This is a genomic window from Streptococcus parasanguinis, assembly GCF_047463195.1.
GTDB lineage: Bacteria > Bacillota > Bacilli > Lactobacillales > Streptococcaceae > Streptococcus > Streptococcus parasanguinis_R.
Genome location: NZ_JASHEI010000003.1, coordinates 191,667 through 212,956 on the forward strand (window position 1 = coordinate 191,667; position 21,290 = coordinate 212,956).

A 21,290-nucleotide genomic window follows, 5' to 3' on the forward strand; every position below is an offset into this window, starting at 1 on the left:
TTTTTTCCAAAACAGTTTTAATTAGTTCATATGAAAAATAAGTTGCTAATGTTTTTCGATGATAATTCTTTAAATATATGATAGTTTAAACCAATTCATCAATTGGTGTGAAGTCGCGCTCTAAACCAGTAGCAACAGGTTGGCTTGTGATATGGCCTTGGTAAGTAGTGACACCTTGGCGCAAGCCTTCGTCGAGGGCAATTGCCTTGTGGAAGCCATTGTCAGCTAGGGATTCAACATAAGGAAGGGTCACATTGGTAAGGGCGATAGTAGAGGTACGTGCGACAGCCCCTGGGATATTGGCAACGGCATAGTGGAGCACGCCATGTTTTTCGTAAACTGGTTCCGTATGCGTTGTGACACGGTCTGCTGTTTCGATAACACCACCTTGGTCAACGGCCACATCGACGATGACTGAACCGGGACGCATTTGTTTAACCATATCGTCTGTCACTAATTTAGGAGCTTTAGCACCAGGAATCAAGACAGCTCCGATGACAACATCGGCATCACGGACGCTGGCTTCAATGTTAAATGGATTGGACATAAGGGTTTGGATTTGGTGACCAAAGACATCTTCCAGAACAGCCAAACGTTTAGCACTGATATCTAAGATGGTCACTTGGGCACCGAGTCCAAGGGCGATACGAGCTGCGTGGGTTCCAACGACCCCGCCTCCGATGATGGTAACTTTTCCTTTGGGAACACCTGGCACCCCACCTAGGAGGACTCCTGATCCACCTTCTTGTTTGGTCAGGAAGTGAGCACCGATTTGCACGGCCATACGTCCAGCAACCTCACTCATTGGCACCAAGAGTGGCAACTGTCCATCTAAGTCACGAACGGTTTCGTAGGCCACCCCAGTTGTTTTAGCTGCGACCATAGCGTCCGCTAATTCTGGTGCAGCGGCCATATGCAAGTAAGTGAAGAGCAAGAGGTCTTCGCGAAGGAAGCCATATTCTTCAGCGAGGGGTTCTTTGACTTTGACCACCATCTCAGCGGCCCAAGCTTCTGTAGCAGTCGCAACAATGGTTGCCCCTTGCTTCGTGTAATCTTCATCCGCAAAGCCAGAACCAAGTCCAGCATTTGTTTCCACCAAAACGTGATGACCTTTCTTCACCAAGCTTTGTACGCCTGCAGGTGTCAAACCGACCCGATTTTCGTTGTTTTTAATTTCTTTAGGAATTCCAATAAGCATTATTTTCTCCTTGCTCAGATTTAGGTGTAAAAAGGCCATTGGTGTGAGATGGCTCTCTTGACTCAATGACCTTTTCACTCCTTATCTGATTGTTTTGATTGATTTTATTGTATAGAAAAGTGGGTTAAAAAGCAAGAAAAATTTGAGCTTGCCTTACTTTATGTTATTTGCTAAACTAATCCCTAAAGAAGGAGAGTCAAATGGAAAATTTATATGTGAAGTTAGCGGCTTATCGTGAAGTGGAGACAGAGCGTTTGCACTTGCGTCCGGTCACTCTTGATGATGCACCAGCTATGTTTGAGTATGCTTCTGATGAGACAGTTACGCGCTATACCTTTTCAACCAATCAAAGTCTTGAAGAGACGCGTAATAATATTGCCCTCTTTTACCTAGCGAGCCCACTTGGAAGATGGGGGATCGAGCTCAAAGAGAATGGAAAATTTATCGGGACGATTGATTTACTGGATTTGGATCTTTGTCTGAAGAAGGGGAGTATCGGCTATGTTCTGAATAAAGACTATTGGAACCAGGGTCTTGCGACAGAGGCTACCAAGGCAGTCATTGCCTTGGCTTTTGAAGAGTTAGGGATGAACAAGCTCATTGCTGTTCATGATAAGGACAACCCAGCTTCTGGACGGGTGATGGCCAAATCAGGGATGAAATATTCTCACGAGGAGCCCTACGCGATGCTAGACCTGCATGAAGAAGGGAGAATGGTGACGAGAGTTCATTATGTCCTCACTAAGGAAGAATATTTGTCAGAAAAATGAGTCAGGATATTGACAAAAGGCCTATCTCCATGATATAGTAGATAAGTACTGCTGGTTTAGCTCAGTCGGTAGAGCGCATCCATGGTAAGGATGAGGTCGCCGGTTCAATCCCGGCAACTAGCATAGCAGAAGAGAGAAGCTTAGAGAAGATCTAGGCTTCTTTTTTTGCGAGTCCATCTTTAAAAGTCCGGTTTTTTCAACAATTTTCAAAAAAACGTTGACAAGCAAGGAAATCCGTGGTAAAGTTAGAACAACAAAGAGAAAGGAGAAAACCATCATGAACAAAGTAGATGTTTTGATGACACAATTGAATACACAACTTCTCCAATCTCAGTTGAGTTCGATGTAAACAAAAAATGGAACCCAAGATGGAGGAGTCTGTCTTGGGTTTTTTGTATGCATTTTTACCTGCCTTAACTGAATTGGTGATAGGCATCAGAAGGCCCAAGTGTGGACTGAGACTGCTCTCAGCTCCTTGCTTGGGTTTTTTCTGTGCCATTTTGAAAAGGAGAATATATGATTAGAGCTATTTGGGAGTATATCAGGGAGCGCAAGTGGCGATATATAAAGATCGCTATGGTCCTGATTCTTTATGATTACACTTTATTGATCCCGACGCAAGTCATCCAGCGCTTAGTGGATCATTTGAGTCAGCGGACGCTGACGCAATCCAACTTTGTATGGGATATGGTCCTCTTGGTAGGATCAGCCATCCTCAATTACCTAACGGCTTTTTATTGGCAGTTGCGACTCTTTCAGTCGTCAGTCCATTTTAAGTCGACCCTTCAGGAGCAAGCATTTCGTAAGCTAGTAGCCATGCGGCGTCCCTTTTTTGAGAAATTCCGCTCAGGAGATCTCTTGACGCGCTTTACGACAGATGTGGATGGGATGGCTGATATGGCGGGTTACGGGATGATGGTGCTCCTGTTTGGCGGTGGCTTGTTTGCCTTTATTATTCCGACCATGTTTTTCATTTCTTGGCAATTAACCTTGATTTCCTTTATTCCTATGATCTTCCTCGTCGTCTCTACCTATTTTTTGAGTAGAAAGCAGGAGGAGTATGTTGAGCAAAACCGGGAAGCGGTCGCTCAGTTGAACGATGAAGTCTTGGAGTCGATCGAAGGGATCCGAGTCATGCGGGCCTATAGTAGACGGGACCAGCAGGTCAAACAGTTTCAGAAAAAAACGGCCAGTCTCTCCAAAACGGGGGATAAAATTGCCTCTATCCAGTATTCTTTTGGACCTTTAGCCCTGTTGTTTATTGGATTCTCGACAGTCTTGCTCCTGCTATTTGGAGGCCAGTCCCTGGCAAGCGGGCAATTGAGTCTTGGGAAATTATTGGCTTTACAGCTGTATTTGGTCTTTTTAATTGAGCCTATGTGGATGATGGCGGACCTTATCTTGGTCTACCAGACAGGGCAAATGTCCTATAAAAAATTAAAAGAAGTGATTGATGAAACGGATGATCTGGAGCCAGATGGTTCTCATTACTTAGAGCAGATTGATTTGGTGCAGTTTAAGGACTATTCTTTCAGCTATCCCGGTGCTGAGCGAAAGAGCCTGTTAGGCATTGATTGGACCATTCAGAAAGGACAGACGGTTGGGATTGTTGGTCGTACCGGTGCAGGAAAGACTACCCTAGTTCGACAATTCTTGCGGCAGTACCCAGTTGGTGAGGGAGAATTCTTGGTCAACCAGCAACCGATCGTGGACTACAACCGACACTCCATCGAAGAAAAAATTGGCTATGTTTCCCAAGAACATATTTTATTCTCCAAGTCTATCCGTGAGAATATAGCGCTTGGTAAAAAAGGAGCCAGCCAAGATGACTTGGTGGAAGCAGTAGCCCAAGCTGCTTTTGCGGATGATCTCGAGCGGATGTCTCATGGAATGGACACCCTGATCGGTGAGAAAGGGGTCTCTGTATCAGGAGGTCAAAAACAACGGATCTCTTTGGCGCGTGCCTTCTTAAGAGATGCAGAGCTCTTGCTGTTAGATGATTCCCTTTCGGCGGTGGATGCGAAGACTGAACAGGCCATTATTGACACGATTCAAAAAGAACGAAAAGACAAGACGACCATCATTGTTTCCCATCGCTTGTCGGCTGTTCATCAGGCGGATTGGATCATCGTCTTGGATCAAGGGCAGATTGTAGAAGAAGGCAGGGCTAGTGATTTATTAGCTCTAGAGGGCTGGTATTATGAACAATACCAACGGCAACAAAAACAGGAAGGAGAATAAGATGAAAGTTTTAAAACGATTATTATCGAGGATCACGCTTTATCCAACTGTCTTTCTTGCTGGCTTTATTTGCCTCTTACTAGCCACCATTTTTTCTGAATTGTCACCCTTTCTTCTCCAAAAGATGATCGATGGGCCTTTGACTGCATTGACCCACGGTGGCGGGCAAGGGGACTTGCTTCAGATGGGAGGATTCTATCTCTTGGTCTTGAGCCTGGGGCAGCTGATTAGCTACATGGGGAATCGGATCTTACTGCATGGAAGTAATCAAGTAACCGCTAGTCTGAGAGACCAAGCCTTTCAAGTCATGCAAGGACTGCCTATTTCTTATTTTGATGATAAGCCGGCTGGGAAGATCGCGACAAGAATTGTCAATGATACGGAGACCTTGCGGACCCAGTTTTATAACTCTTGTATGATTTTAGTCATCTACTTGGTGCGTTTCCTCTTTATCCTAGGGATTCTCTTTTACCTGAGTCCTATGATGGGCCTTCTCTTGTGTTTGGTCTTTCCGATTTTCTATGGGATTCAGTATCTCTACAAGGTCATGACGGACCAGCCTATGAAGGATTTCTTTGATGCGAGAAGCGAGGTCAATACCCAGGTCAATGAACTTTTGCATGGTGCTAGTATGATCCAGCTCTATCATCAAGAGCCTGGTGTGGTGGAGGAGTTTGAAGCCACTACCCAGAAGATGTTAGGAGCCAATGATCGAATCCTCTTAGCCGATTCCATTGCTTCTTGGACCTTGACGGAATTGCTCAAGTTTTTAGTGATTGCAGGCATTTTGACTATCGCTGGGATTTCTTTCCTAGAGGGTAATATCGGTGTGACGGCTGGTTTCTTATTTATCAATATTAACTATGTGATTAATCTATTTGATCTCATGGCCAATCTTAGTCGTCAATTCCCAAATATTCGGCGATCCTTAGAAACGGGGAGCCGCGTCCTTGCCTTCTTAGACCAAACCTTAGAGGCCGATGGTGCATCGGAACTGAAGATAGAAAAGGCTCAAGTCGTGTTTGACGACGTTCAATTTGCTTATGAAGAAGGCAAGCCAGTTCTGCGGGATATTGCCTTTCAGGCTAGTCCAGGTCAAACCATCGCTCTGGTGGGCCATACTGGATCGGGTAAGTCTTCGATTATGAACCTGCTCTATCGTTTTTATGATCCTCAAGAAGGGGCGATTTTGATCGATGGTCAAGATATTCGCCAAGTTTCTCGTGAGAGCCTGCGAAGCCACATGGGGATTGTTCTGCAGGATCCTTATCTATTTACGGGGACCATTGCTAGTAATGTGGCCATGAATCAGGATCACATTGATCGGGATGCGGTCCAAGATGCCTTGAAAAAAGTCGGGGCTTGGTCCTTTGTAGAGCGCCTTGAAAAGGGAATCGACCATCCAGTCGTAGAAAAAGGATCCGCCTTTTCAAGTGGTGAGCGCCAATTGATTTCCTTTGCGCGGACGCTCTATATGAATCCGCAAATTCTGATTTTGGATGAGGCAACTTCTCACATCGATACGGAAACAGAAGAAATCATCCAACAGGCTATGGCAGTCTTGCAAAAGGGCCGGACCACCTTTATCATTGCCCATCGCTTGTCCACTATCCAAGATGCGGATCAGATCTTAGTTTTATCCGAAGGACGCATTGTGGAACGTGGTAGACACGAGGAACTGGTCGCACAAGGCGGGATCTATGCCCAGATGAATGCCATCCAGCAAACAGTGGTGTAAGATTGTCCTGCAAAGAAAAAGATTGAAAACCAGCCTGTATCTAGTATATAGGCTGGTTTTATGCTATAATGAAGTGATAATAGTGAGGTGATCCAGATGTATATTGAAATGGTAGATGAGACTGGTCAAGTCTCTGACGAAATCTTAAAACAAACGCAAGAAATTTTAGAATTTGCTGCTCAAAAAATTGGGAAAGAAGACAAGGAAATGGCTGTGACTTTTGTAACCAATGAACGCAGTCATGAACTAAATCTTGAATACCGTGATACGGATCGTCCGACGGATGTCATCAGTTTAGAATACAAGCCAGAGATGGAGATTTCTTTTGACGAGGAAGACCTTGCAGAAAATCCAGAATTGGCAGAGATGATGGCTGAATTCGATACCTATATTGGGGAACTCTTTATTTCAATTGACAAGGCGCGTGAGCAAGCCGAAGAATATGGCCACAGCTTTGAGCGCGAAATGGGATTTTTAGCAGTGCATGGTTTTCTTCACATCAATGGCTATGATCACTATACGCCGGAAGAAGAAAAGGAAATGTTTGGCTTACAGGAAGAGATTTTGACAGCCTATGGACTCACAAGACAATAAGCGAAAATGGAAAAATCGGGACTTCACTTCAAGCCTGGAGTTTGCGATAACAGGAATTTTTACTTCGATCAAAGAAGAGCGCAATATGCGTAAGCATGCCTTATCAGCCCTCGTAGCAATTCTTGCTGGTTTGGTATTTAGGATTTCTGCGACAGAATGGCTCTTTTTATTGCTCAGCATCACCTTGGTGATTGCTTTTGAGATTATGAATTCAGCCATTGAAAATGTGGTGGATTTAGCTAGTAACTACCATTTCTCCATGTTGGCAAAGAATGCCAAAGACATGGCGGCTGGAGCAGTCCTTGTCGTATCAGGTTTTGCCCTACTAACAGGACTGGTGATTTTTGTGCCCAAATTCTGGGCCTTGGTATTTGGATAAGAGGGAGTATGCCCTCGTGAAAGGATAATATGACATTTAAATCAGGTTTTGTAGCCATTTTAGGACGTCCCAATGTTGGGAAGTCAACTTTTTTGAACCACGTCATGGGGCAAAAGATCGCCATCATGAGTGACAAAGCGCAGACAACGCGCAATAAGATTATGGGGATTTATACGACGGATAAGGAACAGATCGTCTTTATCGATACCCCAGGGATTCACAAACCCAAGACAGTGCTTGGAGACTTCATGGTGGAGTCGGCCTATAGTACCCTTCGAGAAGTGGATACCGTTCTCTTTATGGTGCCAGCAGATGAGCCACGTGGGAAGGGCGATGACATGATCATCGAGCGCCTCAAGGCTGCTAAGGTGCCGGTTATTCTGGTGGTCAACAAGATCGACAAGGTGCACCCTGACCAACTCTTGGCGCAAATCGATGACTTCCGTAGTCAGATGGAGTTCAAGGAAATCGTGCCGATTTCAGCCCTTCAAGGAAACAATGTTTCGCGTTTGATTGATATTTTAAGTGAAAACTTAGAAGAAGGTTTTCAATATTTCCCTGCTGACCAAATCACTGACCACCCAGAGCGCTTCTTGGTCTCTGAAATGATCCGTGAAAAGGTCTTGCATTTGACGCGGGAAGAAATTCCCCACTCTGTGGCAGTAGTAGTGGATTCTATGAAGCGGGATGAAGAAACCGATAAGGTTCATATCCGTGCAACCATCATGGTCGAGCGCGATAGCCAAAAAGGCATTGTCATCGGAAAAGGCGGCGCCATGCTCAAGAAGATCGGTACCCTTGCGCGTAAGGATATCGAGCTCATGCTAGGGGACAAGGTCTTCCTAGAAACCTGGGTGAAAGTCAAGAAAAATTGGCGGGATAAGAAATTGGATCTTGCCGATTTCGGATACAACGAAAAAGAATATTAAGAAGAGGTGGGCAGAAGGCCTGCTTCTTGTTTTTGAAAGGAGTTCTATGCCTGAATTACCAGAAGTAGAGACGGTCCGACGCGGTCTTGAGAAATTAATTCTTGGAAAAACCATCCAGTCCGTGGAAGTAAAGTATCCAAAGATGATTCAGACGGATCTGGATGCTTTTCGACAAGATCTTCCAGGTCAAGAAATTCGGGCCATGGGGCGCCGTGGGAAATACCTTTTATTTTATCTGACGGATCTGGTCCTCATCTCGCATTTGCGGATGGAAGGCAAGTATTTCTTTTATCCAGACGAGGTTCCTCTTCGCAAGCACGCCCATGTCTTCTTTCATTTTACAGATGGTAGCACCCTGGTCTATGAGGATGTCCGCAAGTTTGGGACCATGGAAGTCCTCATACCTGAGCTTGTCGACAGCTATTTTTTGGCGAAAAAGATTGGTCCAGAGCCGACGGAAGTGGATTTTAAAGCACCAACTTTCCAAGCAGCTCTTAAAAAATCAAAGAAACCCATTAAATCAGCTCTTTTAGACCAAAAATTAGTGGCTGGTCTGGGCAATATCTATGTGGATGAGGTCCTTTATCGAGCCAAGGTTCATCCAGCCCGCTTGGGTCAAAGCTTGACTGCTAGAGAAGCCAAAGCAATCCGCAATGAAACGATTGCCGTGCTTGCTCAGGCTGTTGAAAAGGGTGGCTCTACCATTCGCTCCTACAGCAATGCTTTTGGAGAAGATGGCACCATGCAGGAAGAACACCAGGTCTATGGGAAAACAGGCCAGCCTTGTTTGCGCTGCGGAACACCGATTGAAAAAATTCAGCTGGGGGGACGTGGAACCCATTTTTGCCCTCACTGCCAAAAGGAGAACTAGATGGCAAGAATCATCGGATTAACAGGAGGGATTGCTTCAGGAAAGTCCACTGTCACCTCCTATTTGAGAGAAAAAGGCTATCCTGTCATTGATGCTGATCAAGTGGTTCATGATTTGCAAGCACCAGGAGGAGCCCTCTACCGTGTCCTAGTAGATCATTTTGGTAGAGAGATCCTTACCAAAGAAGGAGAGTTGGATCGCGTCGCTTTGGGTCAGCGGATCTTTTCAGACCCTAGTGAACGAGACTGGTCCAATCGCGTCCAAGGCAGGCTTATTCGTGAGGCTCTAGCAGAGGTAAGAGATAGACAAGCTGCACAATCCGATCTCTTTTTTATGGATATTCCACTCTTAATTGAACAAGGCTATGAAGAGTGGTTTGAATCTGTCTGGTTGGTAGCTGTATCAAAAGAAACCCAGCTCAAACGCCTGATGGAACGCAACCACTTATCAGAACTGCAGGCCCAAGAACGCATCGCGTCTCAAATGCCGCTAGATGAAAAAAGAGTCCATGCAGATCTGGTCTTAGACAATAATGGCGATCTAACGGCCCTCTATGCTCAATTAGATGCAGCCCTAAAACAATTAGAAAGAAGATGATTTTATCACAAGAGAAATCAATTGGCGTAAAAATCTATATATTGCCTGGATCGGGTGCTTTTTCATCGGAGCCAGCCTTTCTTTAGTCGTTCCTTTTATGGCCCTCTTTGTGGAAGAGTTGGGTGTTACGGGCAAGGCTGTTCCCTTTTATGCTGGGGTTGCCGTCGCAAGTTCTTCTGTAACCTCTGCGATCATGTCTCCCATCTGGGGGAGCTTAGCCGACCGCTATGGTCGAAAACCCATGATGCTTAGAGCTTCCGTTGCCATGACGCTGACCATGGGAGGTATTGCCTTTGTCCCATCCGTCTTTTGGCTCTTGGTCCTGCGCTTGCTCAATGGGGTCTTTTCAGGCTTTGTCCCTAATAGTACAGCCTTGATTGCCAGTCAAGTTCCCAAGGACCAATCCGGCTATGCCCTAGGGACTTTGTCGACCGGTGTCGTGGCTGGAACCTTGATGGGGCCTTTGATTGGGGGACTCATTGCTGAAAATCTGGGAATGCGCAATGTCTTTCTCTTGGTCGGCTTCTTCTTATTTTTGGTTTCCCTCTTAACCTTCTGGGGCATTGAGGAAGAGTATGAGCCACTTCCAAAAGAAGAACAAAAATCCAGTTGGGAGTTGCTCATGTCCATTCAGCAAAAAGATATCCTCTTGGGACTCTTTTTGACCAGCATGACCATTCAAATGATCGCCCAATCTATTTCTCCAATCCTGCCTCTTTATGTGCGGGCTTTGGGACAAAGAGACAACTTGATCTTTGTATCGGGGATGATTGTTTCAGCCATGGGAGTCTCCAGTATGCTCTTTTCAGGTTGGATGGGAAAACTCGGAGACCGAATCGGGAATCACCGGCTCTTATTAATCGCCCTTCTTTATAGTGGCTGTCTCTATATCCTTTGTGCCCAAGCGCAATCACCCCTTCAGTTAGGGATTTTACGCTTCCTCTTTGGGATCGGGACAGGGGCCCTACTACCAGGAGTTTCTGCATTATTGAATCGTTTAACCCCTCCTGAAGGGATTTCTCGGATCTTTAGCTACAACCAGCTCTTTTATTATTTAGGTGGCGTGTTAGGGCCAATGATGGGATCGAGTATTTTCATGCATTTTGGCTATCATTGGGTATTTTACGGTACAGCCCTTTTGGCCTTTACCGATTTGATGTTCCTCTTATTCTTATTTAGAAAGTATTTGAAAGTGAGAGACGTACGTGCGAATTAAAGTTCAATTGACCTGCACCAGCTGTGGGAGTCAGAATTATTTGACCAGTAAAAATACCAAAACCCATCCTGAAAAGATCGAGGTCTTGAAGTATTGTCCCAAGGAAAGAAAAGTAACCTTACATATTGAATCAAAATGATTTTCATGGTATAATAGTGAAGATTTTAAGGAGTTTTGAATATGAGCGGAGCATTAACAACTATTTTACTAGTATTATCAGTATTGATTATTATCGCAATTTTTATGCAACCAACAAAAAACCAATCGAGCAACGTCTTTGACGCAAGTTCAAATGACTTGTTTGAACGTTCAAAAGCGCGCGGGTTTGAAGCCGTGATGCAGCGTTTAACAGCTATTATGATCTTCTTTTGGTTATTGATCGCGATGATCTTAATGGTACTTTCTAGTAGATAAGATAGGCTCAGACAATGTCTTTGCCTATTTTTATTTTGTAAAACAAAGACACAAGTAGATAGAAAAAAGGAGGCTGGATAACCAGCAAATAAATCAATGAAAACAAGTATTAAAGAATATTTACAAGAGCATGACAAAGCCCAGATCAATGATCTGGCAGCAGCTCTAGGAAAGGAAGGGTCTAAGGATTTCCGTGACTTGGTCAAAACCATCTCTCTGATGGAACGCCGCCATGAGTTGAAATTCGAAGATGATGGCTCTCTTCGTTTGGCTCAAAAGAAGGCCCCAGCTATTACCCTCAAGGGGATCTTTCATGCGCATAAAAATGGCTTTGGCTTTGTCAGTTTAGAAGGTGAAGAAGAGGACCTCTTTGTTGGCCGAAATGATGTTAATCACGCTATCGATGGGGACACCGTTGAGATCGTCATTACCAAGGTAGCAGACCGAAACAAGGGAACGGCAGCAGAAGCTAAGATTATTGATGTCTTGGAGCATAGCATTAAAACGGTAGTTGGACAAATCGTTCTGGATGAGGAAAAGCCTAAATATGCCGGCTACATTCGTTCGAAAAATCAAAAGATCAGCCAGCTGATCTATGTGAAGAAGCCAGCCATCCAATTGGAAGGGACCGAAATCCTCAAGGTCGAAATTGATCAATACCCGAGCCGCAAGCACAATTATTTTGTGGCGACGGTACGGGATGTGGTCGGTCATGTAACAGATCCAGGAATCGATGTCTTGGAAGTGTTAGAATCCATGGACATCGTCTCAGAATTTCCAGAAGAAGTGCTGAAAGAGGCTGAGCAGGTTCCAGATGCACCGTCTGCAAAGGATTTAGAGGGACGGTTAGATCTGCGAGAGGAGATCACCTTTACCATCGATGGGGCAGATGCCAAAGACTTGGACGATGCAGTCCATATCAAGCTACTCAAGAACGGCAACTTTGAGCTGGGTGTTCACATCGCAGATGTTTCTTATTATGTTACAGAAGGTTCAGCACTCGACAAGGAAGCTCTTAATCGGGCGACTTCTGTCTATGTGACCGACCGAGTAGTACCCATGTTGCCAGAGCGTCTCTCCAATGGGATCTGTTCTTTAAATCCGAATGTGGACCGCCTGACCCAGTCTGCCATCATGGAGATCGATCCTCATGGCAAGGTCGTCAAGCATACCATTACCCAAACAGTGATCAATACAACCTTCCGAATGACATATAGCGACGTCAATGATATCTTAGCGGGCGACGAAGAAAAGGCTCAAACCTTTAAGAAAATTGTCCCAAGTATTCATCAAATGGCCACCTTGCATGGCATTCTAGAAAGCATGCGGATTCGTCGCGGCGCCCTTAATTTTGATACCAATGAGGCTAAAATCCTGGTCAATAAAGAAGGAAAACCGGTCGATATCGTCCTTCGTCAAAGAGGAATTGCTGAGCGGATGATCGAGTCCTTTATGCTGATTGCCAATGAAACAGTGGCGGAGCACTTTACACGACTAGAACTGCCGTTCATCTACCGGATCCACGAAGATCCAAAGGCAGAAAAAGTACAGAAGTTTATCGATTATGCTTCTAGCTTCGGGATCCAAATCTACGGAACGGCTAGTGAGATGAGCCAAGAAGCCCTGCAAGAAATTATGCGCAAGGTCGAAGGGGAACCCTATGCAGATGTCCTTTCGATGATGTTGTTGCGCTCGATGCAGCAGGCTCGCTACTCAGAGCATAACCATGGCCACTATGGGCTTGCTGCTGAGTATTATACCCACTTTACCAGTCCCATCCGTCGGTATCCGGACCTGATGGTTCATCGAATGGTGCGCGAATATGGAAAATCCCAAGAAGTAGCTGAACACTTTGAACAAGTCCTTCCGGACATTGCCAGCCAATCCTCTAGTCGGGAACGTCGAGCTATTGATGCGGAGCGCGAAGTAGAAGCCATGAAGAAGGCAGAATACATGGAAGACTATGTTGGGGAAGAGTACGATGCCGTGGTTTCCAGTGTGGTAAAATTTGGCCTCTTTGTGGAGTTGCCAAATACGGTTGAAGGCTTGATCCATATTACCAATCTCCCTGAATTCTACCATTTTAACGAACGAGATCTAACCCTTCGCGGGGAAAAATCCGGAGTGACCTTCCGTGTCGGTCAGCAAATCCGAATCAAGGTAGAAAGAGCCGACAAGATGACCGGAGAGATTGATTTCTCTTATATTCCAAGTGAATGGGATGTCGTTGAAAAAGGCCTCAAGTCTAAAGGACGTGACCGAGATGGCAATCGCCGGGATCGCAGACGCAAGGACAAAAAAGTTTCTAAGGGATCAACTGCTAGAAAAGATGACAAGCGGAAAGATTCTTCCTCTAAATCCAAAAAGAAAAAAGGGAAGAAACCATTTTACAAGGAAGTAGCAAAGAAAGGAGCCAAACATGGCAAAGGGCGAAGGAAAGGTAGTCGCGCAAAATAAAAAGGCGAGACATGACTACACCATCGTGGATACGATTGAAGCAGGGATGGTGCTGACGGGGACAGAGATCAAAAGTGTCCGTGCAGCACACATTAACTTGAAAGATGGCTTTGCACAAGTAAAAAATGGCGAAGTTTGGCTTAGCAATGTCCACATTGCCCCTTATGAGGAAGGCAATATCTGGAACCAAGATCCAGACCGTCGTCGCAAGCTCCTTCTTCATAAAAAGCAAATCCAAAAGCTGGACCAAGACACCAAAGGGACCGGAATGACCTTGGTGCCTTTGAAGGTCTATCTCAAGGACGGCTATGCCAAATTGCTTTTGGGGCTTGCTAAAGGGAAACATGATTATGACAAGCGTGAATCCATCAAACGTCGGGAACAAAACCGAGACATCGCACGGGTCATGAAACAATACAATACACGTTAAAGAAAAAGGCAGTTTTGAAACTCGTTTCAGATCTGTCTTTTTTCTTGGAGATGGGCTCTCCTTTTTCCAACTTGTAAAAAGGAATTTTTTTCTGTATGATAAGGGTACAGAAAGAAAAAGGAGAAGCAGCATGACACAAAAATTGATTGCTTACAAGCGCATGCCTATCTGGACCAAGGATACCATGCCAGAAGCTCTTCAAAGAAAGCACAATACCAAGGTAGGAACCTGGGGAAAGATTACTGTTTTAAAGGGTCAGTTACGATTTATTGAATTGACCGAAGAGGGGGAAGAAATCGCGAGCCACCTCTTTGAAGCAGGAGCAGAGAACCCCATGGCCGAGCCCCAGGCCTGGCATCGTGTCGAAGCGGCGACTGACGATGTGGAGTGGTACCTAGAATTTTACTGTGAGCCAAAAGACTATTTCCCCAAAAAATACAACACCAATCCTGTCCATTCAGAAGTGCTAGAAGCAGTGGGAATTGTCCCAGCTGGAAAGGCGCTGGATCTAGGATGCGGGCAAGGCCGCAACGCCCTCTTTTTGGCCCAACATGGCTTTGACGTGACAGCAGTGGATCAAAATGAACTGGCTCTTGAGATCTTACAAAGTATTGTCGCTGAGGAAGATCTAGAGATGCCAGTGGGACTCTATGATATCAATGCTGCAGCTCTTACCCAAAACTATGACTTCATCATATCGACTGTGGTCCTCATGTTTTTAGAGGCTGATCGGATTCCAGCGATTATCCGCAATATGCAAGAGCATACCAATCCAGGTGGCTACAATCTCATTGTCTGTGCCATGGATACGGAAGATTATCCCTGCCAGATGCCCTTCTCGTTCACCTTTAAAGAAGGAGAATTGGCGGAGTATTACAAGGATTGGGAGTTGGTCAAGTACAATGAAAATCCAGGCCATCTCCATCGTCGAGATGAAAATGGCCATCGGATTCAACTTCGATTTGCAACCATGTTGGCAAAGAAAAAATAAAGAAAAAGCAGGATGTTAAGATCCTGCCTTCAGATTGAAGACAAAGTCATATAAAAAACTTTCCTTAGGTGAGTACGGACGTCAGCGAACTTCTTCGAAGTTCCAAGACTTAGTTTTGAGCCTAGGGTCTCAAAACTCCCGAGTGCCTGAAATGTTATTGTTTCAGGCACTTTTCTCACAGCGGAAAGTTTCGGTATTTTCTTGAATCGATTTAAAAATTGGAACTCATTTTTATTTTTTTTTGCAAAATCGCTTAACTTATTTTACTTTAAAGTAATTTGTCTACATTCTAAAAGTAGGATGTTAGGATCCTGCCTTTTTGCTTTCTACAAACAAGTTGGACAAGGTGATCTGAATGTTGTTTATTTGCCAAAAAGAAAAACCTTCTCCATAAAGGAAGGAAAAGGTTGGGGAATTTAGTTCCAGTTAGCAAAGTCGCAGACGCTAAGAATGATCGTCCCGATTTCGATTGGCTCTTCCTTGGCACCAGATTCTAACCAGGTCACAATCACAGATTCGATTGTAGCGATGAAAATTTCTAGCCCATACTTGTATGGAACTTGAAAGTCTGAAATGATGTGTTCTTTCGCATGGGGAGTATCGTCTAATGCATGGAGGGTAAAACTTCTTATTAGTTTACGGAAGTCTGAGCAGCAGGATTGGGACAATGCATAAATAAAATCATAATTCTCTTTAATAGCAGTCAAGACATTGAGAAAGTTTACCTTGACAGGGCTTCCTTCAACGAAGAGGCTATCCAATTCTTGCATCATGTCCATTTTCATTTGCTCAAACATGTCGTATTTATCGACATAGTGCAAGTAGAAGGTCCCGCGGTTAATCCCAGCGGTTTCAGTTAATTGTCGAATAGTGATGCTTTCAAAAGGTTGTTGCAAGAGGAGTTTTGAGAGCGCATTTCGTAAGTCTGACTTGGTTGTTGTTTGTCTTTGGCGTACCATATGTTCCTTTCTGTAGTTGTATCAATCTGTTTATATTTATTTGACGTTAAAATAATTTATATGTTAAATAATTTTACGGCACTAACAAATAGCATTATACTCCAAAAGAATAAATTAGACAACAATTCTAATTTTTGTACAGATAACGGAAAGTGTACAAAAATTTTACAAGTTTATGAATGACGGGCACTGACAAGATTTTGTGAAAACCTCACAACAATTAGTGATTTAAAATAATTCCCTCCTAAAAAAATGGTCAGGAAATTTTTAGGAAATGGAGGAACAAGATGGAAAAGAGAGTGTAATAAATAAAAAGAGGCTGGGACAAAAGTCCTAGTCTCTCAATTATTTTTGGATTGTCGAGCAAGACGCAGTGGTTGAGTGGGCTCTACTACGCTGATTTCATCAGCTTTTACAGCCCTACTCAACTGTGCGGAGGTGGGACGACGAAATCGAATTCTAACGAATTATCGATTTCTGTCCCACTCTCTCTTTATTTGATAAAAGTTGTCACGATCAAATTGAAATTTAAGATAGTTAAGACAATCGCAACGAGATAGCCTAAGAAAGTATTCCATTTCGCATTGACATGCTCTCCCATGATTTCCTTGTTGGAGGTGAAATAAACCAGAGGGAAGATGGAGAATGGAAGAGCCGCTGATAGGAAGACTTGAGAATAAACCAGAAGGTCATCAAGGACATGTTCCTGATCTCCAAATAAGATCGCAACGATGATGACAGGAAGAAGGGCAATGATCCGAGTCATAAGACGAACGACCCATTGTGGCAGGCGGAATCTCAAGAAACCTTCCATAACGATTTGACCAGTTAGGGTCCCAGTTATGGTTGAATTTTGACCACTGGCTAACAAAGCGATGGCAAAGAGGGTGGACAAGAAGGGACTAGCGATAGCACCGGCAATGTGGTTATCCTTGAGGGCATTGTACATGCTAGAAAAAGCACCGATCTTATCCCCGTGACCGAAGAAGAGGGCCGCTCCAAGAATCAAGAGGAGGGAGTTGACGACGAAGGCCAAACTCAATTCAATATTTGAATCCCAGGTCATAAAGCGCACTGCCCGTTTGATATCTGCTGGATCTTTGTAGTCCACCTTTCGCGTTTGCGAAATGGAAGAGTGGAGATAGAGGTTGTGGGGCATTACGGTTGCCCCGATGATTCCAAGCGCCAAGGTCAAGGCTTCATTTCCTTTTGGAAGTCCAATTCCTAGCACCTCTTTTTGAGGCAGGAAGCCAGCGAAGATTCCTCCGATATCTGGTTTCGATAGGAATACCAGATAGCCAAAAATTGCAAGGATCGTGAGGATCAAGGTTGATACGATGGCCTCGATCTTTCGAAATCCTAGATGCATGAGCCCCAGTAATAGAAAGACATCAAAGATGGTGATCAGAATGGAAAAAAGCAAGGGCCAGCCAAAAAGAAGGTGGAGGGCAATCCCTGATCCGATGACTTCTGCTAAATCTGTCGCCATCAGGGCAAGCTCGATCACAATCCAAAGGGTATAGCGAAGCCATTTTGGCAAGTGATGGGCGGTTGTTTGGGCCAGGTCCTTACGATGGACAATTCCTAGTTTACCAGCCATTTGTTGCAACTGCATGGCGATTAAAGAGGAGAGAAGAACCACTGATAAGAGGAGGTAGCGGTATTGTGCCCCTCCGACCACACTGGTAATCCAGTTTCCCGGGTCCATATAGCCGACAGCTACCAGACTTCCTGGTCCTGAAAAGAGTAGAAGAGTCTTCCAAAAGGGGATGCCTTTTGGCACGTCAATAGACTGGTTGATTTCTTGAAGAGATTTCCTTTCAAACTGTTGTAAACTCATGATGAGCCTTCTTTCTAAGAATAAATCAAATTTCTCTCTAATTATAGCATAAAATTTATAATAGTTCATGATAATGAGGAAGAATCACTATTGGTGATGCCTCGATTTCTTTGTAATCTATACGAAAAGGACTATAATATAGATAGGAAATAGGAGGGAGGAGAGAAAAAATGGCCTACATCGAAATGCAGCACTGTTACAAGCGATACACTAGTGGAGAAACGGAGATTCTCGCTAATCAGGATGTTTCTTTTGAGATTGAAAAAGGCGAATTGGTCATTATTTTAGGGGCGTCAGGAGCTGGAAAATCAACAGTTCTCAATATCTTAGGAGGGATGGACACGAATGACGAAGGACAGGTCCTGATTGATGGGGTGGATATTTCTAAGCTCAATTCCCATCAACGAACGGATTATCGACGAGATGACGTTGGCTTTGTCTTTCAATTTTATAATTTAGTAGCCAATCTGACAGCCAAGGAAAATGTCGAATTGGCTTCAGAAATCGTCTCTGATGCCTTGGATCCGGAAGCCGTTTTAAGAGAAGTAGGACTTGGCAATCGTCTTGATAATTTTCCTGCCCAATTGTCAGGTGGAGAGCAACAACGGGTGGCGATTGCTCGGGCAGTGGCGAAAAACCCTAAAATTCTCCTTTGCGATGAGCCTACAGGAGCCTTAGACTACCAGACAGGTAAGCAAGTATTGGGGATTTTACAGGCCATGTCTCGTAAAAAGGGAGCGACGGTCATCATCGTAACCCATAATGCTGCTTTAGCCCCGATTGCAGACCGTGTGATTCGCATGCATGATGCCAAGGTCAAGTCGGTAGAAATCAATGAGCTTCCTCAAGATATTGCTACACTAGAGTATTAGAAGAGGTGCTAGCATGAAACGAAAAGTCTATTGGAAGGATCTATTTGCTTCCTTTACACATTCAAAAGGACGTTTTCTCTCCATCTTAACCTTGATGTTGTTGGGAAGCTTGGCCTTGGTAGGCTTAAAGGTGACTACTCCAAATATGCATCGAACGGCTAACCAGTTTATTCAGCAACAAAAGATGCTAGATCTTGCTGTCATGGGGGACTTGGGATTAGACCAGGTAGACCAAGAGGAGCTTTTAGGACTCAAAGGGACGCGTGTCGAATTTGGTTCACTGCTGGATCTGACGTTGAAAGGAACAGGAAAGGCAATCCGACTTTTTTCTCCCCCAAAGAGTCTCTCTTCTTTTCGTGTGACCAAGGGGCGTCTGCCTCAAAAAGAAGGGGAATTGGCCCTAGCGAGTTTTTGGGAGGATCGTTATCGATTAGGGGATACCCTCACACTTGAAGAAAAGGCGGGAACTAGGTCTAGTTTAAAGCAAAAGCAATTCACCATTGTTGGTTTTGTTCAATCCTCTGAGATGTGGTCTCAAAAGAATTTAGGCACTGCCATGAGTGGCAGTGGGAATCTGGATGCCTATGCTCTGGTTTCAAAAGAGGTCTTTACGACTAAACTCCCTGTGATGGCGCGGATCCAGTTTGATGATCTGAGATCTTTGGATTCTTTTTCGCAAGCCTACCAAAAACGGCTAGAAGATCACCAAGAAGAGTTAGAAAAACTTCTGAAAGACAATGGAAAGGCTCGCTATCAAAGACTCAAGAAGGAGGCGGATGGGCAGATCCAAAAAGGCCAGAAAGAACTCAGTCGTGCCAAGGAAACATTACAGTCAGCCAAGAATCAGATCGATCAGGCTCAAAAGCAATTAGACTTGCAGGAGACGCAGCTCAGTAAACTAGCTCCATTTCTGCCAGCTAAAGAGCGAGTAGCCAGTCAAGAAAAAATCCATCAAGCTAAAGAACAACTGGATCAGAAAAAGAAGGACTGGACTGCAGGTGAAAAGGAACTTGCAAAAAAAGAGGAGGAGCTAAAAAAAGCCAAAACCGAGCGAGATCAGCTGGAAATTCCAACTTATCATGTTTATGATCGCAAGACCATGCCAGGCGGACAAGGTTACCTGATGTATAGCAATGCTAGTAGCAGTATCTCTGCTATCGGAAATATTTTTCCGGTCGTTCTTTATCTGGTAGCAGCCATGGTGACCTTCACCACGATGACGCGCTTTGTCGATGAAGAGCGGACCAATGCAGGCGTTTTTAAGGCGTTGGGCTATCGAACCAAGGACATCATTCTCAAATTTGTCCTCTATGGATTCTTTGCTGGTACGATTGGAACCCTTCTAGGAAGCTTGTTGGGGCATTATTTCCTATCGGGAATCATCTCCAACATTATTACGCAAGGGATGGTTATAGGAGAGAGCAGAGAGTATTTTTATAGGGATATTACTCTGATTGCTCTTGGACTGTCTTTCGTCGCGAGTGTGCTTCCAGCTTACTGGGTTGCTCGTAAGGAATTAAAAGAAGAAGCCAATCTTTTATTACTGCCCAAACCACCAGTATCCGGTTCGAAAATTTTTCTGGAGCGTGTCCATTTTATTTGGAAGCGTCTGAATTTCACGCACAAGGTTACTGCTCGCAATCTCTTTCGTTACAAACAAAGGATGCTGATGACCATTTTTGGAGTGGCGGGTTCTGTTGCTCTTCTCTTTGCAGGGCTAGGGATTCAATCTTCTGTAGGAAGTGTTTCCAAACGCCAATTTCAAGAGATCCTATCTTATGAGTTGATTGTAGCCAAAAAAACGAATGCCTCCTACCAAGAAAGCAAAGAACTAACCAATCGTCTGGCAAAATCAGACATCAAGGATTATCGAGCTATCTATAGTAAGGTCATTGAAGCTTCTTTAAAAAATGGACACGACAAGCAGACCGTTACGATGTTGGTTACGGATTGTGCAGATTTTTCTCCCTTTGTCAGCCTGCGTTCTTTCAAGCAAGGGGAATCTTTGTCTCTAAAGAAAGGGGTTATCATCAGTAGCAAACTAGCACAACTAGCCCAGGTTACAGTTGGGGATCGACTGACCCTAGATGGTCACTCTTTTAAGGTGGCAGGAATCACTGAAAATTATGTCGGCCATTTTATCTATATGGATCAGGCAAGTTACCAAAAAATCTACGGAGAGCGGACTTCAGAAAACAGCTATTTGGTACAGCTGCAAAATTCCTCCACACAACAAGTGCAAGCAGTTAGTCGGGACATGATGGCTCTTGCAGCTGTGAAGGCAGTCAGTCAAAATGCTTCGATGATTTCCCTCTTTAACTCAGTTGCCAAATCGTTGGACACCACCATGATGATTCTAGTAGTTGTATCGGTTTTGTTAGCTATCGTGATCTTGTATAATTTAACCAATATCAATGTGGCGGAACGGATCCGTGAATTATCGACCATCAAGGTCTTGGGATTCCATAATAAGGAAGTGACACTCTATATTTACCGCGAAACCATCTTATTGTCTATCATAGGGATCCTCATGGGATTAGTGGGTGGCTATTATCTTCATCAATTTCTTATTGCCATGATTGCACCAGATGCCATTCTCTTTTACCCCAAAGTAGGACTTGGTGTTTTCCTCTTCCCTGTTGGAGGACTGATCCTTCTTTTGGTCTTGTTAGGAATTTATGTTGACCATTATCTCCGAAAAGTAGATATGCTCGAAGCCCTCAAATCAGTAGACTAAGATACAAAGCCGTTAAGCAACTCAAAGGAAAATAGGAAATCCCACGACGAAGCGTCC

At 44.3% G+C, this 21,290-nt stretch carries 19 protein-coding genes and 1 tRNA gene; 17 read left to right on the forward strand and 3 right to left on the reverse strand.

The annotated features are described in order from the left end of the window. Positions 1-85: 85 nt before the first annotated feature. Complete coding sequence (ald, locus tag QM870_RS03970) at positions 86-1,198, reverse strand: alanine dehydrogenase (RefSeq protein WP_031576411.1); 1,113 nt, start codon at positions 1,196-1,198, stop codon at positions 86-88. A 200-nt stretch (positions 1,199-1,398) separates the two neighbouring features. On the opposite strand from ald, the gene QM870_RS03975 reads away from it, so the two are divergent. The 15 genes from QM870_RS03975 to tehB all read left to right on the forward strand — a co-directional run bounded on the left by QM870_RS03975 (position 1,399) and on the right by tehB (position 14,825). Beyond that, the gene (locus tag QM870_RS03975) at positions 1,399-1,968 is read left to right on the forward strand and encodes a GNAT family N-acetyltransferase (protein WP_414368704.1); all 570 of its coding nucleotides are present in this window, start codon (positions 1,399-1,401) and stop codon (positions 1,966-1,968) included. Positions 1,969-2,018: 50 nt separating this feature from the next. Further along, positions 2,019-2,091 (forward strand) — tRNA-Thr (locus tag QM870_RS03980). Positions 2,092-2,484: 393 nt separating this feature from the next. After that, the gene (tetA(46), locus tag QM870_RS03985; protein ID WP_414368706.1) at positions 2,485-4,209 is read left to right on the forward strand and encodes a tetracycline efflux ABC transporter Tet(46) subunit A; all 1,725 of its coding nucleotides are present in this window, start codon (positions 2,485-2,487) and stop codon (positions 4,207-4,209) included. Between the two features lies 1 nt (position 4,210). Beyond that, complete coding sequence (tetB(46), locus tag QM870_RS03990; protein ID WP_414368708.1) at positions 4,211-5,947, forward strand: tetracycline efflux ABC transporter Tet(46) subunit B; 1,737 nt, start codon at positions 4,211-4,213, stop codon at positions 5,945-5,947. 96 nt (positions 5,948-6,043) lie between these two features. Then, complete coding sequence (gene ybeY / locus QM870_RS03995) at positions 6,044-6,541, forward strand: rRNA maturation RNase YbeY (RefSeq protein WP_003005431.1); 498 nt, start codon at positions 6,044-6,046, stop codon at positions 6,539-6,541. After that, positions 6,522-6,920: a diacylglycerol kinase family protein gene (locus tag QM870_RS04000; RefSeq protein ID WP_003005463.1), complete on the forward strand. Its 399-nt coding sequence runs from the start codon at positions 6,522-6,524 to the stop codon at positions 6,918-6,920. Before ybeY ends, QM870_RS04000 begins: the two co-directional genes overlap by 20 nt. A 29-nt stretch (positions 6,921-6,949) precedes the next feature. Next, entirely contained in the window at positions 6,950-7,849 is a 900-nt protein-coding gene (gene era / locus QM870_RS04005; protein WP_414368710.1) for a GTPase Era, read from the forward strand. A gap of 46 nt (positions 7,850-7,895) precedes the next feature. Continuing rightward, positions 7,896-8,720 carry a DNA-formamidopyrimidine glycosylase gene (mutM, locus tag QM870_RS04010; RefSeq protein WP_414368712.1) on the forward strand — a complete coding sequence of 275 codons (825 nt, stop codon included), beginning with the start codon at positions 7,896-7,898 and terminating at the stop codon, positions 8,718-8,720. Next, positions 8,721-9,317, forward strand: coding sequence for a dephospho-CoA kinase (coaE, locus tag QM870_RS04015; protein WP_342977171.1), 597 nt, complete (start codon positions 8,721-8,723; stop codon positions 9,315-9,317). It abuts the gene before it with no gap. Positions 9,318-9,333: 16 nt separating this feature from the next. Continuing rightward, complete coding sequence (locus QM870_RS04020) at positions 9,334-10,533, forward strand: multidrug efflux MFS transporter (RefSeq protein ID WP_414368776.1); 1,200 nt, start codon at positions 9,334-9,336, stop codon at positions 10,531-10,533. After that, positions 10,523-10,672 carry a 50S ribosomal protein L33 gene (gene rpmG, locus QM870_RS04025; protein WP_003005699.1) on the forward strand — a complete coding sequence of 50 codons (150 nt, stop codon included), beginning with the start codon at positions 10,523-10,525 and terminating at the stop codon, positions 10,670-10,672. The genes QM870_RS04020 and rpmG overlap by 11 nt, the downstream gene beginning before the upstream one ends. A 41-nt stretch (positions 10,673-10,713) precedes the next feature. Continuing rightward, complete coding sequence (secG, locus tag QM870_RS04030; protein ID WP_003008189.1) at positions 10,714-10,947, forward strand: preprotein translocase subunit SecG; 234 nt, start codon at positions 10,714-10,716, stop codon at positions 10,945-10,947. Between the two features lie 96 nt (positions 10,948-11,043). Next, positions 11,044-13,404, forward strand: coding sequence for a ribonuclease R (gene rnr, locus QM870_RS04035; RefSeq protein ID WP_414368714.1), 2,361 nt, complete (start codon positions 11,044-11,046; stop codon positions 13,402-13,404). Next, positions 13,367-13,834, forward strand: a complete 468-nt coding sequence (gene smpB, locus QM870_RS04040) for an SsrA-binding protein SmpB (protein WP_129824036.1) — start codon at positions 13,367-13,369, stop codon at positions 13,832-13,834. Before rnr ends, smpB begins: the two co-directional genes overlap by 38 nt. 130 nt (positions 13,835-13,964) lie before the next feature. Beyond that, on the forward strand, positions 13,965-14,825 hold the full coding sequence (gene tehB / locus QM870_RS04045; RefSeq protein ID WP_045759711.1) for an SAM-dependent methyltransferase TehB: 861 nt from the start codon (positions 13,965-13,967) through the stop codon (positions 14,823-14,825). 416 nt (positions 14,826-15,241) lie between these two features. On the opposite strand, the gene QM870_RS04050 is transcribed toward tehB, so the two are convergent. Together QM870_RS04050 and QM870_RS04055 are read right to left on the reverse strand one after the other, a co-directional pair. Beyond that, positions 15,242-15,784, reverse strand: a complete 543-nt coding sequence (locus tag QM870_RS04050) for a TetR/AcrR family transcriptional regulator (RefSeq protein ID WP_003008179.1) — start codon at positions 15,782-15,784, stop codon at positions 15,242-15,244. A 493-nt stretch (positions 15,785-16,277) separates the two neighbouring features. Continuing rightward, positions 16,278-17,624 (reverse strand): Nramp family divalent metal transporter, encoded by a 1,347-nt coding sequence (locus QM870_RS04055; RefSeq protein ID WP_003013089.1) that lies wholly within the window; start codon positions 17,622-17,624, stop codon positions 16,278-16,280. A 170-nt stretch (positions 17,625-17,794) separates the two neighbouring features. On the opposite strand from QM870_RS04055, the gene QM870_RS04060 reads away from it, so the two are divergent. Beyond that, complete coding sequence (locus tag QM870_RS04060) at positions 17,795-18,496, forward strand: ABC transporter ATP-binding protein (RefSeq protein WP_070595245.1); 702 nt, start codon at positions 17,795-17,797, stop codon at positions 18,494-18,496. A 13-nt stretch (positions 18,497-18,509) separates the two neighbouring features. Next, positions 18,510-21,233, forward strand: coding sequence for an FtsX-like permease family protein (locus QM870_RS04065; RefSeq protein WP_414368717.1), 2,724 nt, complete (start codon positions 18,510-18,512; stop codon positions 21,231-21,233). Positions 21,234-21,290: the final 57 nt, after the last annotated feature.